The sequence below is a fragment of the Rhodococcus sp. LW-XY12 genome, assembly GCF_019317345.1.
GTDB lineage: Bacteria > Actinomycetota > Actinomycetes > Mycobacteriales > Mycobacteriaceae > Rhodococcus > Rhodococcus pyridinivorans.
Map to the genome: position 1 here is coordinate 240,287 of NZ_CP079226.1, position 13,522 is coordinate 253,808.

The window sequence follows — 13,522 nt, forward strand, 5'->3', positions numbered from 1 at the left end:
AAAGTGCCCACTCGTGGGCGGGTTCACTGTAGCGGTTGCCGGGTGCCGGTGGTGGCTTGACGGAGCTTTTCCGACCGGGCGTGGTGATCACGCAGCCGGTAGGAATCCCCGTCGAGGTTGAGTACCACCGATCGGTGCAGAAGCCGGTCGAGCATCGCGGCGGCGACGGTCGTATCGCCGAGGACCTCACCCCACTCTCCGACACCCCGGTTGGTGGTGATGATGATCGAGGTCTTCAGATAGCGTTGCGCGACAACCTGAAACAGTGCGGAGGCGGCCTCGCCGGGCAGGGGTAGGTAGCCGAGTTCGTCGATCACCAGCAGCGTCGGGCCGGCGTAGAACCGCATCGTCGTCGCCCACCGGCCTTCGATCGCAGCGCGATGGCAGCGGGCGGCCAGATCGGCGGCGGTGGTGAAGTAGGTGCGATAACCGGCATGCGCGGCCGCCCGCGCCAAGCCCACCGACAGGTGGGTCTTTCCGACCCCCGGCGGCCCGATGAGCAGGACGTTCGTCGCGGTTTCGAGGAACCGGCAGGTGCCCAACTCGGCGATCAATGCCCGATCGAGGCCGGGGGCGGCGTCGAAGTCGAAGTCCTCGAGACAGGCCGGGGTGGGCAGGCACGCGAACCGCAACCGCCCGGCGAGGCGGCGGGCTTCGGTGGCGTCGACCTCGATCGACAGCAGCTGTTCGAGCGCTGCGGTCATCGACAGACCGTCCTTCTGGGCTCGGTCGAGCACCGACGGCAGCGCTTCGGCAGCGTCGTGCAACTTGAGCGTCGCCAAGTGTCCTCGCAGACGCTGATAAAGACTTGCCGAGGTCGCGGTGGTGTCGGGGGTGGTGGTCATACGAGGGTGTTCCTTCCGCGGGCTGCGCGCTCGTAGGCGGCCAGGTCGACCACCGTCGATCGCGGTGTCGTCGACGGTGGGTGGCGGTCCGTGGTGTTGGTGCGCAATGCTGCTGCCGCAGTGAGCGCCTCGGGTCCGGGTGGGATGCGTTCTTTGCGGCGGTGCGGTCGGCCTCCGGCCGCGGCACCGGCCATCGCGGCCTGTTCAAGGGCGTGAACGTGGCCGTGATCGCGCACCACGGCGCCGGCCCCGTCCGGCGCCAACCGGTGGCGGGCGACGGTGATCTGCGAGGCGGTGACGATGTCGATCACCTCGTCGCCGAGCTGCCGGGTGACGGTGACCTGCGCTGCGGCCAGTTCCGGGGGCACCGAGTAGCGGTTGCCGCGGTAGGCCACCAACGCCTGCCTCGAGACGGTGCGCGGTTCGCTGAGCACCACCGGATACGGACTGCTCGGCATCGACGTCAACGGTTCCCGGTCGGCGACGGTGCGCACCGGGGCCTTGCCGTCGGCGGTGGCCCGCATCCGGGCATCGGCGCGTCGACTACAGAATTTGTCCACGCTCGCCTGGGCCTGCTCGACGGTGAGCTCGTCCGCCACGGTGCGCCACCATCGCTGGGCCGCAGTGTGATTGGACTTCTCGACGACACCCTTGCGATTGCCGGACCGCGGTGGGCAGATCGCCACCAACACGCCGTAATACTTGGCGACCCCGGCGAAGGAGGCAGTGACTTTTCCGCTGTCGGGGTAACAGACCGTCGACATTCGATCGAATCGCCAGGTGTGGGTCAGGCCGCCGAGTTTTCGGCAGATCCGGTCGAGGCCGTCGATCAGATGCGGCTGGGTCATGGCCGGGGCGAGCACCCCGCGCCACCGACCCGAATGCGCGAGCGATCCGACCAGCAGATATGCGGTCTTACCCCAGCCCCACGAGGCGGGTGGGTTCGGCAGCTCGACCCAGTCCCACTGGGTTTCCGCCCCCGCCGGATGGTCGATGACCGCGTTGGGGCGGTCGGTCGCGCACGCGCAGGCTTGGCAGACGGGCCGGAGCTTGCGTTGCCGGATCTGGCGGGTCAGCGTCTGATACGAGGCGGTGTAGCCGAGGTCTTCGAGTTCGTCGCACAAGGTCCGTGCCCACAGATGCGGATCCTCGGTCAGACGAGCGGTGACGTAGTCGACGAACGGTTCGAACGGATCCTCACCAGCGGGTTTACGGATGCCGGGGGTGGTGGTGCCGTTCAGATAGTTGCGGATCGTGCGCCGGTTTCGGCCGGTGTGCCGGGCGATCGCCGAGATCGTCCAGCCTCGTTTGTGCAGTGCGTGGATCTCCACGTCTTCCTCCCATGTCAACATGAGAAAGCGGTCTCCTTCGGGGTGCTGGTGCGTGGTCAGAGACCACCAGCATCGAAGGAGACCCGCCCTCATCGGCGGAGCCACACGGGTGAGCACTTTCGGTGAGCAGGTCTGAGCAGGATCAAAGAGCGCCATCACATCGCCGCCAACGCGCCCGGATGCGCCGACTTCGGGAGCGCAGCAAGAACATTGGCTTGCTTGTGGAACCAGCAGCGTTGCTCGCGGGTGTCGGGGAACACCTCCCGCAGCGCCTTCCAGAACCCGAGCGCACCGTCGCCGACCGCCAACGCCGGGGCGCGCATCCCGCGGCGGCGGCAGCCGCGCAGCAGATCGGCCCACGACTCGGTCGATTCGCGGTAGCCGTCGGTGAGTGCGACGAGTTCCTTGCGGCCGTCGGCGCGGACCCCGAGCATTACCAGCAGGCAGAGTTTTTCCTGCTCGAGGCGGACTTTCAGGTGGATTCCGTCGACCCACAGGTACACGTAGTCGACCTGCGAGAGGTCCCTGGTGCCGAAGGCCTTCGCCTCGTCCTGCCACTGGGCCGTGAGCCGGGTGATCGAGGATGCGGACAGTCCGGCGCCGGTGCCGAGGAACTGTTCGAGCGCCGGCCCGAAGTCACTGGTTGACAGGCCGTGCAGGTACAGCAGCGGCAGCACCTCCGATACCTGCTCGGACTTGCGAGCCCAGGCGGGCAGGATCGCCGAGGAGAACCGCTTGCGCTCGCCGGTATCGGGGTCGATCCGCTTGTCGTTCACGCGGGGCGCCTTCACCGCCACCGCACCCGCCGAGGTCACGACCTCACGTTCGGCGTGGTATCCGTTGCGGACCACCAGTCGGTGGCCGTGTTCGTCGACCTCACCGGCATACCGGGCTACATAGTCGGCGACCTCGGCCTGCAACGCCGCGGCCAGCATCTGCCGGGCACCGTCGCGGACGATCTGGTCGAGCAACGACCGGCCCGCACCGGCCGCATTGCGGGTCTCGTTGGAGTCGTCGTTGTTGTCTACTACCGTGAGCACGGGCGTGCCTTCCCGCCAGCGCGCCAACGCTGGTCTTGATCAGAATTCGGATTCCTTGCAGATCATCTTCCGGGAAGGCACGCCCGCCCGGGATCCACAGGTTCTGATCATTGCTCGTGCGCTGTACGGATGTGTCACAAAGTTCGACAAGGTCGGCGCCGATGACGTCAGCCCGCGGTGGATGTCGATCAGTGCCCTGCTCTCCGCCTTACCTGCCGCCGCCGAGAGTTCTTTGTGGTGGAAATACGGGGTTGGAAGTCAGCTTCGATGCATTACGTCCTTGTAGGAACAATGTGTTAGTTCTGAAGCCATGTGACGATGTCTTCGAGCTGAGTGCTGAGTTCGTTCCATGGACGGTTGAGGTCGAGTGTTCGAGCGCCGATGCGGTTGCCTTGGACGACGACGTCCAGTCCGGGCTGCGCAGGTGCTTCGGTACGCGCATAGAGCAATAGCCCGCTGACCGAGCCGTCGCGGTTCACGTCGGCGTTCTTCACGTACGTCAATACTTGGTACAGATTGGTCGAGTGGACAGTCGGCTTGCCCCACATCCCGGCCTGCATCGATCGGCCGTAATATTTCGCATCAATGATGAGTGCCCGGTGTCCACGCCGCAGTGTGACATCGGTGCGCATTGCCGGGAGCTGTTCGGCTCCGAGTGCGCCTGCATCGTCGTAGTCCCACTTGACGGTGGAGCCGGTGGGGGAGAGTTCGGGGTGGTGGACGATGTAGTACTCGCGCAGGAATCGTTCATACAAGCTGCTCATCGCGTCGTCCGAGACCCATGAGGTGAGCTTGGTGCTTCCGGCATCCTGTGTGGGGAGGAGCCCGCGGACGATCAGTTCACAGACACCGAGCAACAGCCGGTATGTGGCGTTGGCGCGGTGGTAGGTCAGCGTGCGCCAGCGGATCGATGTCGGCGCGATCAGCGTCACCGCGTCCAGGTATGGCAGAAGCCGACGCAGCGCAGCCCGGCGGGGCGCGGCGACATCACCGTGGCGGAGGAGTAGGACGATGACCGACTTCAGCGCCCTGTTGTGGGGCGTGTCGAGCTCGTACTCGTCGAACTCGCACACCAGCCTTCCTCGGAACGTAGAGCGAGTGGCTGCGGTGCGAGTGATATCGATACGTCCGCGAATGGTGGCGAGCGCTTCGCTGCGGTGCAGGTAGTCGCGATGAAGACCGCGCTTGACCTGTGTGCCGACGCCACGCACGAGAATTTCCGCGAACAGATCGTGAAGATGGTCGAAGGCCTCGGCCGCGATTCGGTCGTTGCCTTCGCTGCGGATCGCTCGAAAGGCATAGGCCATCATCACGTACACGTTACGGATAGCGATGGACCTCTCGGTCATGCGACGGCGGCCCTGAGCCTGCTGGCCCACTCCTCGGCCGTGGTCGGCTCGTCGAACCAGTACTCGTCGAGAAGGGGGATGAGTTCGTCCTCGACCACCGAGTACAGCCATTCATCGTCGGTGGCGCCTTCTGGAGGGCTGGAGAGGAAGCTGTGTCCGATGGCGAAGCCCTGGCCGAGTGCGGGGTCGTCGGCGATGGTCTTGTTGAGGTCGATGACCACTTCGACGAGGCGGTCGAGGGTGGGACTTCCAGCGTCTTGCTGCCAACGGGTGAATCCGGCAGAGTGGAAGCCCGGGGTCATCTCGAAAAATCCGAAGCGACGACGCAGTGCGTAATCCAGGACGGCAAGGCTGCGGTCGGCGGTGTTCATCATGCCGATGATGTGGACGTTGGTGGGGACGGAGAACGTCTCGTTCTTGTACAACAGTCGGAGGTCTTGTCCGCGTTTGTCGGCTTCGATGAGCATGAGCAGCTCGCCGAAGATCTTGGAGATGTTGCCGCGGTTGATCTCGTCGATGATGAAGAAGTACGGCCGGTCGGTGTCGTCGGCGCGGGCCTTCTCGCAGAAGCGATAAAACGGCCCTTCAGTGAGCGTGAAACCACCGGTCTCGGTGGGCCGGTATCCCATCATGAAGTCCTCGTACGAGTAGCTCTGATGGAACTGGACCATCTGGACCCGACTCGGATCCTTCACCCCCATGATCGAGTATGCCAGGCGCTTTGCGGCGAAGGTCTTCCCGACACCGGGCGGGCCAGCGAGGATGACGCTCTTCTTCCGCGCCAGCAGAGAGCGCAAACGTTCGTATCGCTCCTCCGGCAGATAGACCTCCTTGAGGAATGCCGTCTTGTCGTAAGCCGGAAGTGGCGTCGGAGTCCCGAGCAACTCCGGCTCTTCCTCGCCGGCGATGAGCTCTTCAAGGTTCTCGACGTAGTCGTGATAGCTCGTAATATCGGTCAGTGTTTTGATTGCGGCATCCCCGGGGTGCTCCCAGGACCCCATATGGGTCCACTTCACTGAGCGCACATGGCGATACGAGGTGCGACCCGGCTCGAACCGGGCGCTGGAGGTGACCTCGCCGCGCCCGACGATCTCGCGCCGCCCGCGCTTGGCATAGACGATGTCGCCCACGGCGATCTCGTTCTGGAACTCCCACACTGCAAGAACGTCGTTTCTCAACGACCCGCCGGTCCCCTCGACGTCGAGTGCCTGTCGAATCGACTCTCGACTCGGGTACGTAGCGAGGTCGTCGAGCTCGTCCCAACCGATCGCCATGATGCCGCTGGACGAGAACTCCTCCCACTCCGAAGCTTGCGGCCCAGGGGAGTAAAGCCAGTAGTGGCGTGGACGAGGCTCAACCAGCTCACCGACTTCAACGTCTGTGAGAGTCGATTCAGCGCGGGAGGCGTCCCAGAGCTCCGCTACCCCAGGTGTCCAGAAGTGGAACGGTCCCTCGACCTCGTGAGCGAGGGCGGCGCGGATCGCGAGTAGATCGCGGTCGATCGAGCCAGGGGTGCCGCCTGACGCCCCGCCGATTCGATCGGCCAGACCATCACGGATTTTCACCTTCATCGAGGCCGAAGAGATCGGCTCGAACACATCGGGTCGCGCAAGGAACTGCAGGGCGTTGCGGATGTCGGAGCGGTCGTCACCGGAGGCGAGCATGACGCGCTGCAGCTCCCACGGATCGCTCCGCGCTGACTCGCGCTCGGCCTCCGACAGGCCAGTCCAGTGGCGCACGAAGGTCGAAGCCCAAATGACGTGTCGCCACAGTACCCCGTTGTACCAGGAACCGGGGTCGAACCCTGCGGTCCCGGCCGGGCGGTCAAGCCAGGTGGACATTGGCTCCGGGATTGCCAAAGGGGAGTCGAGATGCGTCAGCACCCGGTCGACATGGGCCCTGCGTGTCTCGGGGCGGGCCGACCGAAGCGCGTGCTCTCGTAGGAAGACGAGTTCGGCCGCAAGGAGCACGACCTCACGAGATGCTCCTTGAAGTTGCCGGTCGAGCTTTTCCCATTGGCCCTGGTCCTTTCCGACGATGGGGTTGTCCCCAATTCTGGCCCGAAGTTCTTCTGCCGCCTCAGCTGTCCAGATCGTGGTCGCCGGGTCGATCACGGACCGACCGTCTCCGAGCATATGAGTGAACACCTCGCCGATCTCGCGCGCGATCTTCATGTCAGGGACCGGCCGTGAAGATTCGAGGGCAAACTCTGAGTCGACATCAAAATGATCATTGGCCATGTCTGCAGTCTGCCCGATCGTTACCCGCGCAAGGTATAGGCGTCCCCCCGCGATTAGCGATGAAAACCTCAAGTCGCGGCGGCAAAGACGCAGGGCTCTGGTCGACGACGGGGTCGAACGAGCCGATACGCAAGGGCTCTCCACTGAACTCCGGCCCAAACTTTGCGTAAAGCTGCATCGTGCTACCAGCTGGCCCGTCGTCGATCAAGGACACGATGCTGATCGACGACGGGAAAGGGCGGGATGTCAGCTATTCGCTGCTGCCACTGCTGCCGAGAATCGGCGGTAATACCGGGGTGGGTTCCGGTTCCGGCTCTGGTTCCGGTTCGGGGGCGGGATCCGGAACGAGTTTCACGACACGGCTGGTGGAGGTGGTGCTGCTGCCCTCGAGATACGAGACGGTGACCGCATCCTGGGGTCCGACTGCAACACCGGTAGGATAGACGACACCGGTGAAGGGCAGCGCAGTGCGGGTGCCATCTGCTCCGAGGCGGACGATTCGGGGAGCGTCGCCTTCTGCACCCGCGAGCACGGGCGATCCGTCAGTTGCAGCGGCGACATCGAGCAGGTCGAACCCGGGTACCGCGGTCTCGGTGCGGGTTCCATCACGCCTGACTGTCACAACCGCCGAATCTCCGTCCCGAAACTGCGCATCCCCGATCAGGATGTTGCCGGCCCGGTCCAGATCGACACCGCGTGGTTGTACGAATCCGGTGACCGTTTGAGTGATGTCGCCACTGGTGATGTCCGCTCGGATGACCTGCGCGTCGTCATTGCCGGTCCCGCAGTCGAGGACCACGAGTTCGGTGCTGTCAGTGGCCACATCGCAGGGGTTGTGGACTGCGAGAGGGATCTGGGCGGCACCACCACCTGGAGGGATTCGAGTCACCCAGCCGGGCGCCACCTCTCCCGTACGTGAGAGCGAACTTCCCACCGTGTAGACGATGGAGCCATCGTTCGCCCGGGCGATACCGCTACCACCGCCGGGAGCGTCGACGGTGAAACCCCATTGTGTTCCGTCGGTACCGACGTACGTGATTCGAGCGCCGGTGACGGCTCTCCGCTGCGCGGTTCGGTGCCGGGGTCGATGGATGCGGCCTCGTGGTCGACGACGGTGTGGTGCTGGGGATGGCATCATCGATGCTGACCCCGATTCCCTCCGCGTCGTTCATCGAGCAGAAAGCGTGATGGCACATGGACTATCGCAGCACCGACGCATCCGACCGTCGCCGTGACCCGCGCGAGCCTCGGCGCCGGCCGGACCCCACGGCGGAGCAGACCGCGCCCGGACCGAACATGACGGACGCGATCCACCGCCGGCTGTTTTCCGACTACACACCCACCGCTGGACCGCGCTGACCGGTATGCGTGCGGCACGGACCTCGGCGATCAACTCGTCGGGCAGTGCCCGCACCCCGTTTCGGCCCAGGACCGACCGCACGAGCTCGCTGAGGGAGAGCCCGAGCACCTGTCCCAGCTCGGCGAGCGTGGTGGCTCGGAGTGCTGGCCAGGGACGGGATCGAGGGGTTCGGTGCGGCACCGCTGCCGCAGGCCGTGAGTGCGCCGAAAGCGGCGAGCCCGAGGGCAGCAAGTCGAAACGCGGTCTTCATATCCGGTGGATCGTCGGACGGTCCGGAACGGTTACCGGATTTGTCCGGTCTTGTCTGTGGGGCACGGCGAAATGCCACGCAGATGGCATATCCCCGATGACACGAGCGCGGTGGGATCTGATATCTGTTGGCGATGACTGCACCACCTGGATGGCATCCCGATCCCGAAGGCGCCGCGCAGCTGCGCTGGTGGGACGGAACCCAGTGGACCTCTGCGACCCAACCGCTCGTTCCGGAATCTGTACAGCCGTCCGAGTCCCTACCGCCGTCGAGCTCGCCGGAGTCCTCGCAGCAGCGCATCACGCTGTTCAATGCGAAGAAGCGTGCCCAGGAGCTGCAGTCCGAGGTGGATCGCTTGCGCCGTCTGGTCGATCAGATGGGGCTCGGTGGGGTAGCAGCGCTCGATGCCGAAACCGCGCGCCTGAACGACCAGGTTGCCGCGTTGCGCGCCGAACACACCAACCTGGCCGCGCAGATCACCGCAGCACGAGCGGAACTCGTCGAAGCCCACAGTCAGCAAGAACTCCAGACCGTGGCGTTGTACCGGTATCACCACCCGGCAGAAACGTCCGTACAGCTCAAGGATGAACTCGCCCGCGTGCAGGCAGCGATCAAACAGGCGGTGCGCGACAAGACCGCGATCACCGCCACCTCGAACTTCACGTTCAACAACTCCGCAACGCAGGGGCGAAAGTTCGTCTCGGAGATGTCGAAGATCATGCTGCGCGCCTACAACGCCGAGGCGGAGAACTGCGTCAAGACCGTCAAGGCCGGAAATCTCGCGGCGGCGTCCGCACGACTGTTCAAGGCTTCCGAACAGATTGCCCGTCAGGGGCAGATGATCGCTCTACGCGTAACAGATCACTATCACCGCCTTCGATTGCGGGAACTCGAACTGGCCGCCGATGTCCACCAGAAGGTCCAGGAGGAAAAGGAAGCCGAACGCGCGCGGCGCGAGGAGTTGCGCGAGCAACGCAAAGCCGAGCAGGAACTGGCCGCCGAACGCGCCAAGCTGGACAAGGAATTGGCGCACTACCAATCGGCCTTGGCCACGTTGGAGGCGAACGGCGACAGCGCTGCTGCCGAACGCCTGAGATCCAAGCTCGTTGATGTCCAGCGCGCCATCGATGACGTCGACTATCGGGCAGCGAACATCCGCGCCGGGTACGTCTACGTCATCTCGAATATGGGCGCTTTCGGAATCAACATGGTCAAGATCGGGATGACCCGCAGGCTCGACCCGATGGACAGGGTGCGTGAACTCGGTGACGCATCGGTGCCGTTCCGCTTCGACGTGCACGCCTTGTTCTTCTCCGAGGACGCGGTGACCGTCGAAGCCAGACTGCACGAAGCATTCGCCGAACGGCGGGTCAACAAGGTGAACCCGAGACGCGAGTTCTTCTACGCCACTCCCGAGGATGTCCTCGAAGTGCTAGGTCGGCACGTCGGCGAGGTGCTTTCGTTCACCGCCGAACCCGAGGCGGAGGAATACCTTCTCAGCATCGGGAAGAAGGACGCCGCATTCTGACCGGTGGACTGTGGGGCGGCCCCGGCGGATAGTTGGGGCCGGCTCGGATACATCTGCGTGCGTGGAATATTGACGACGCACACCCATCGACAAGAGCTCCCGATCCCGTGAGGCTCATGGTGACTCACGACAAGCGCTGCCCCTTGTTCGTCTACAGTTTGCGGGCGCCGACGGATCTGCGCGACGGTGCCGGGATGACTGCGGTGACATCGTCACTGGCAGGTTGGACAGAGGGGTTCGTTCGCCTTGTGTGCACCCGGTGCGATGTCGGCCCGTCTTGCTGGTGGTGTGTTGATCTGGGGCCGAGGTCGCGGCTGACACATCACTTTGTATGGCCTTGACGACATATGGTTTTGATGCCATATTGGGGGTGTGGACGTAGATGCCCCGGAAGGGTTCTGGGACTGGCTCGACCGTATCGAAGTCAAAGCCAGAGGAGGTGACGAGCATTCTCGGCGCATCCTTGCTCGGGCTGTCGACGCACTGAAACTGCTGCGGGATCTGCCCGGGCCTCCGGACGAGGACAAGCCTGACCTCAAGCGGGTACGTCAGTTGGGTCGGTATCCGGTGTGGCGCACAGCCCGTCCTTTCGACCCTGGCATTGCGTTCCGCTTGATCTGTTGGTTCCCGCCGAACAGCAACACCGTGGTGGTGGCGCTGTTTGCGGGCGACAAGTCGAGGATCGGTGACGTGTTTTACAACAGTGTCGGCCCCCGAGCCGATACCGCGATCCGAGCATGGAAGTTCCAGGCAGAAGAAGGAGATCAGTGATGGCCGAACCGTTGGACCGGACCCGATTCACCCGCGGAAACGACCGTATCGACCGACTGGCCGCGGACCCGCTAATCGCCGACGACGTCGCCCGTTACGCGGCCGAACGTGCGGAGGTCAACCGGATCTATGCTCAAGGTCTCGCGGACATCCGCAAGGCTGGCAACCTGACGCAAACCGAAGTTGCGAAGATCCTCGACACCGACCAGGGCACAGTGTCGAGGATTGAGAACCGGGATGATCTGCTGCTCTCGACCCTGCGGCAGTACCTGGCCGCAACCGGTGCGGTGCACGCGAAGATCGTCGTGGAGAAGGACGGTGTCGAGATCGCTCTCGACCTCGACACTTTCGCGTCATCGACACCCGCATGATGCGGTAGCGGCGTCCCGGACGGCATCGTCCGGGACGCCGTCTCGTTCTGGTTGTCAGCTGCTCGCATGGGCCGGTCATTGTCAGTCGTCAGTGCACTGCGAGGGCCCGAATCGTGCCGCGGCCCTCCTGGTCGGTCTTGGATTTGCGCAGCCGGATGTGCAACCCGTCGAGCCGATGCACCGCGATGTCCCTGCAGGTGAGGGCGACGAGTTCGCTGCGCCGGACCGCCCCCGCGAAACCGAGCAGCAGGATCGCGGCATCGCGGCGTTCCAGAACCTCATCGGCCCGACTCCGGCAGCTCGAGCGGGCTTTGTCGACGATGGTGAGGACGTCGGCGGTGAGTAGCGGTGCCCGCGGATTGCGGGGTCGGTCTCCGGCGGTGGGCGTAGTCGCGGCGGATCCTGGACATCGTTGCCGCACCAGGTCATCGCCGGTGGGGCTGGAGTGTCCGGCTTCGCGGTGATGATGCGCGATCGCCGTGAGATGGTGCGCCAAAGTGGCCGGGGGCGTAGGCGCGGGTGCCGTCCGGAGTGAGGGTGTCGGCGGCGGAGACCAGATATGCGGCGAGGGTCACCGGATGCGCCGGCAACGCGGCGTGTCCCTCGCTTCGTCACCAGGTGGTGAATGTCCGCCGTACCGGGGCGTAGGTGCGGCGGGTACCGGCGGAGCGGGCCGAGGCCACCGAGGCACCGATCCGCTCGAGGGTGTGCGGAAGTGTCTGTATGGAACATGAGAGTCGGCGCCACCAGGATCTGTCGCACTGATGAAGAACGCCGAGCCCAGGAGGCAGCTGAGCGCCTTAGGGAGCTTGAGGAGCAGTACGGCCTGGACCGTCTGCCCAACACCGAGGATGACCCGAATCACGACATCTACATTGACGTGCCGATATCGACGCCCCGGATGTCGACCTGCCGAACGTTGGCGGTTTTCTGTGTAGGTTGGCGGTTTTCTGTGTAGGCGGGCGCGTTGGTGTTGAGCGCTGGATAGCTGAGGTACGCACTGATGCCCCCGTCGTTGCCGCGGAAGGGGTGCGCCGTGCAGCTTGAATGCGGGTGTTCGTTAGTCCCACGGCGTCGAGGTGAACCCTGCTGCACGCATGTGTTGCCGTGCTTCTTCCTGAAACGTCTCGACCTGTTCCTTTAAGGTCTCGACATACCCTGCCTGCGCCCGTGCCGCGTCGGAAGTCTCGTACTTGGGTAGCCCGCGTTCCTGGCGGAAGACATTGACGAACTTGTCCAGCTCGATCGCTGCGGCTTGCATCGCCGCGTTCTTCGCCATCGGCTCGGTGGTCTGGCTGACTACCGTCCGGAGTGCCTCGAAGACGCGTACTGCTGCATCCTGCAGTTCAGTGGAGGCGAACAGCTTCAGGTTGCTCAGCGACAAACCGAGACGTTTCAACTCGGTCACCTGGGTCTCCACGAACGCCATCTTCTCCATGGCATTTGGGTCGATCTCTCCGGCATCGGACAGCACTTGGTCGCGAAGAAAGTTGAAGAGTTTATTTTCATCGATGACAGCGAGAAGCATGTCTGATGCCGTGGTGGCGTAGCTGCTGGCGGCTTCGAAGACGATCGCCTGATTGCGTTGCTCCTGCTCGCGTTCCGCTTTTCGGGCGTCGAGATCGTTCTCCTGATCGATCTTGCGAAGGTCGCTCTTCTTGGTCGAGACCAGGTTGAATCCTCCAGTTACCACCGCACCGAGGAGGGTGCCCGCGGGAACGCCCCACCAGAAGCCGGGCTGCGTGAAGAAGTCGGAGAGTGCGCTCATGGCGGGCAACCTAGCAACTACCCCTGACAGAAAGATCGCCGGTAAGGGCTTCCACACCGTTTGACGCTGGTTGGGCCGTGCGTGGATCCTTGTTGCGGATTGCACTGCGCCACCGCTCCGGGGAACCCGGGCCGCCTCCGGTGGGTTGGTTGCAGTGTGGTGTCGGTGCTGGTGGGTGTTTTTTGGTTGTGACCTGGGGTGATGCCATGTCCCGTTGTGGTGGGGTGCCGGAGACTGGGGCCGGCGGATGCGTGCGGGGGTCGGAGCGTCGGGGTGCGCGCGGGGCCTGGTGATGCTGGTTTTGGGCGTTTTTGAATTATGTTGTGCTGCAATATATCTATATAAATATATTGTCGTACAGTGATTTTGAGTGACTTTGCGCATAGGAACATTGGTGTTGTGTCGTATTTGGTTGGTAGCATGAGTATTTCAATGCTATCTGGTTCGTATAGTGTCCGGGTGTGTCTGGTGTGGTGGGGTATGATGGGTGCGTGACATCGGGACGGGTTGAGAGAGACGGGGGCAGTGCGTCCCCGTCTCTCATTCGGGTGGGGGGAGTCAATAGCGTGTCGATGAATTGTGTTGGTGAGACTGTTATTTTGATTTTGAGCGGAGCGCAGCGACGCGTTCGGCGGCAACGTGACGGGAGTACCGTCGAGCCGCGCAGCG

Annotated in this window: 11 protein-coding genes and 1 pseudogene; 4 read left to right on the forward strand and 8 right to left on the reverse strand. The window is 63.9% G+C overall.

What is annotated here, in order from left to right; genetic code table 11:
• Positions 1–23: 23 nt before the first annotated feature.
• The 3 genes and pseudogenes from istB to KXC42_RS25430 all read right to left on the reverse strand — a co-directional run.
• A complete protein-coding gene (gene istB / locus KXC42_RS25420) occupies positions 24–845 on the reverse strand; it encodes an IS21-like element helper ATPase IstB (protein WP_068158116.1) in 822 nt (273 codons plus the stop codon).
• Positions 842–2,197: a helix-turn-helix domain-containing protein gene (locus tag KXC42_RS25425; RefSeq protein WP_068158111.1), complete on the reverse strand. Its 1,356-nt coding sequence runs from the start codon at positions 2,195–2,197 to the stop codon at positions 842–844. Before KXC42_RS25425 ends, istB begins: the two co-directional genes overlap by 4 nt.
• 137 nt (positions 2,198–2,334) lie before the next feature.
• A pseudogene (locus KXC42_RS25430) lies at positions 2,335–3,216 on the reverse strand (IS256 family transposase); the annotation flags it as partial.
• On the opposite strand from KXC42_RS25430, the gene KXC42_RS25435 reads away from it, so the two are divergent.
• Positions 3,209–3,502: a hypothetical protein gene (locus KXC42_RS25435; protein WP_156666277.1), complete on the forward strand. Its 294-nt coding sequence runs from the start codon at positions 3,209–3,211 to the stop codon at positions 3,500–3,502. The pseudogene KXC42_RS25430 and the gene KXC42_RS25435 overlap by 8 nt on opposite strands.
• 10 nt (positions 3,503–3,512) lie before the next feature.
• Here the strand turns inward: KXC42_RS25435 and mcrC are convergent, their stop codons facing one another.
• The 3 genes from mcrC to KXC42_RS25450 all read right to left on the reverse strand — a co-directional run bounded on the left by mcrC (position 3,513) and on the right by KXC42_RS25450 (position 7,628).
• Positions 3,513–4,565, reverse strand: coding sequence for a 5-methylcytosine-specific restriction endonuclease system specificity protein McrC (mcrC, locus tag KXC42_RS25440; RefSeq protein ID WP_064257655.1), 1,053 nt, complete (start codon positions 4,563–4,565; stop codon positions 3,513–3,515).
• The gene (locus KXC42_RS25445) at positions 4,562–6,805 is read right to left on the reverse strand and encodes an AAA family ATPase (RefSeq protein WP_082921202.1); all 2,244 of its coding nucleotides are present in this window, start codon (positions 6,803–6,805) and stop codon (positions 4,562–4,564) included. The genes mcrC and KXC42_RS25445 overlap by 4 nt, the downstream gene beginning before the upstream one ends.
• A gap of 250 nt (positions 6,806–7,055) precedes the next feature.
• Positions 7,056–7,628 (reverse strand): hypothetical protein, encoded by a 573-nt coding sequence (locus tag KXC42_RS25450; protein WP_219130582.1) that lies wholly within the window; start codon positions 7,626–7,628, stop codon positions 7,056–7,058.
• A gap of 920 nt (positions 7,629–8,548) precedes the next feature.
• On the opposite strand from KXC42_RS25450, the gene KXC42_RS25455 reads away from it, so the two are divergent.
• The 3 genes from KXC42_RS25455 to KXC42_RS25465 all read left to right on the forward strand — a co-directional run bounded on the left by KXC42_RS25455 (position 8,549) and on the right by KXC42_RS25465 (position 11,085).
• Complete coding sequence (locus KXC42_RS25455; protein ID WP_064257652.1) at positions 8,549–9,943, forward strand: DUF4041 domain-containing protein; 1,395 nt, start codon at positions 8,549–8,551, stop codon at positions 9,941–9,943.
• 372 nt (positions 9,944–10,315) lie between these two features.
• Positions 10,316–10,714 carry a hypothetical protein gene (locus tag KXC42_RS25460; protein WP_064257651.1) on the forward strand — a complete coding sequence of 133 codons (399 nt, stop codon included), beginning with the start codon at positions 10,316–10,318 and terminating at the stop codon, positions 10,712–10,714.
• Positions 10,714–11,085: a helix-turn-helix domain-containing protein gene (locus tag KXC42_RS25465; protein WP_064257650.1), complete on the forward strand. Its 372-nt coding sequence runs from the start codon at positions 10,714–10,716 to the stop codon at positions 11,083–11,085. The genes KXC42_RS25460 and KXC42_RS25465 overlap by 1 nt, the downstream gene beginning before the upstream one ends.
• An 88-nt stretch (positions 11,086–11,173) precedes the next feature.
• Here the strand turns inward: KXC42_RS25465 and KXC42_RS27670 are convergent, their stop codons facing one another.
• Entirely contained in the window at positions 11,174–11,506 is a 333-nt protein-coding gene (locus tag KXC42_RS27670) for a hypothetical protein (protein WP_306840015.1), read from the reverse strand.
• Between the two features lie 639 nt (positions 11,507–12,145).
• A complete protein-coding gene (locus KXC42_RS25475; protein WP_064257648.1) occupies positions 12,146–12,853 on the reverse strand; it encodes a hypothetical protein in 708 nt (235 codons plus the stop codon).
• Between the last annotated feature and the right edge of the window lie 669 nt (positions 12,854–13,522).

What these genes read in the sequence shown, in the direction of transcription:
- istB (WP_068158116.1), bottom strand. Translation starts at nt 845, where the DNA reads ATGACCACCACCCCCGACACCACCGCGACCTCGGCAAGTCTTTATCAG.
- KXC42_RS25425 (WP_068158111.1), bottom strand. Translation starts at nt 2,197, where the DNA reads ATGTTGACATGGGAGGAAGACGTGGAGATCCACGCACTGCACAAACGA.
- mcrC (WP_064257655.1), bottom strand. Translation starts at nt 4,565, where the DNA reads ATGACCGAGAGGTCCATCGCTATCCGTAACGTGTACGTGATGATGGCC.
- KXC42_RS25445 (WP_082921202.1), bottom strand. Translation starts at nt 6,805, where the DNA reads ATGGCCAATGATCATTTTGATGTCGACTCAGAGTTTGCCCTCGAATCT.
- KXC42_RS25455 (WP_064257652.1), top strand. Translation starts at nt 8,549, where the DNA reads ATGACTGCACCACCTGGATGGCATCCCGATCCCGAAGGCGCCGCGCAG.
- KXC42_RS25465 (WP_064257650.1), top strand. Translation starts at nt 10,714, where the DNA reads ATGGCCGAACCGTTGGACCGGACCCGATTCACCCGCGGAAACGACCGT.
- KXC42_RS25475 (WP_064257648.1), bottom strand. Translation starts at nt 12,853, where the DNA reads ATGAGCGCACTCTCCGACTTCTTCACGCAGCCCGGCTTCTGGTGGGGC.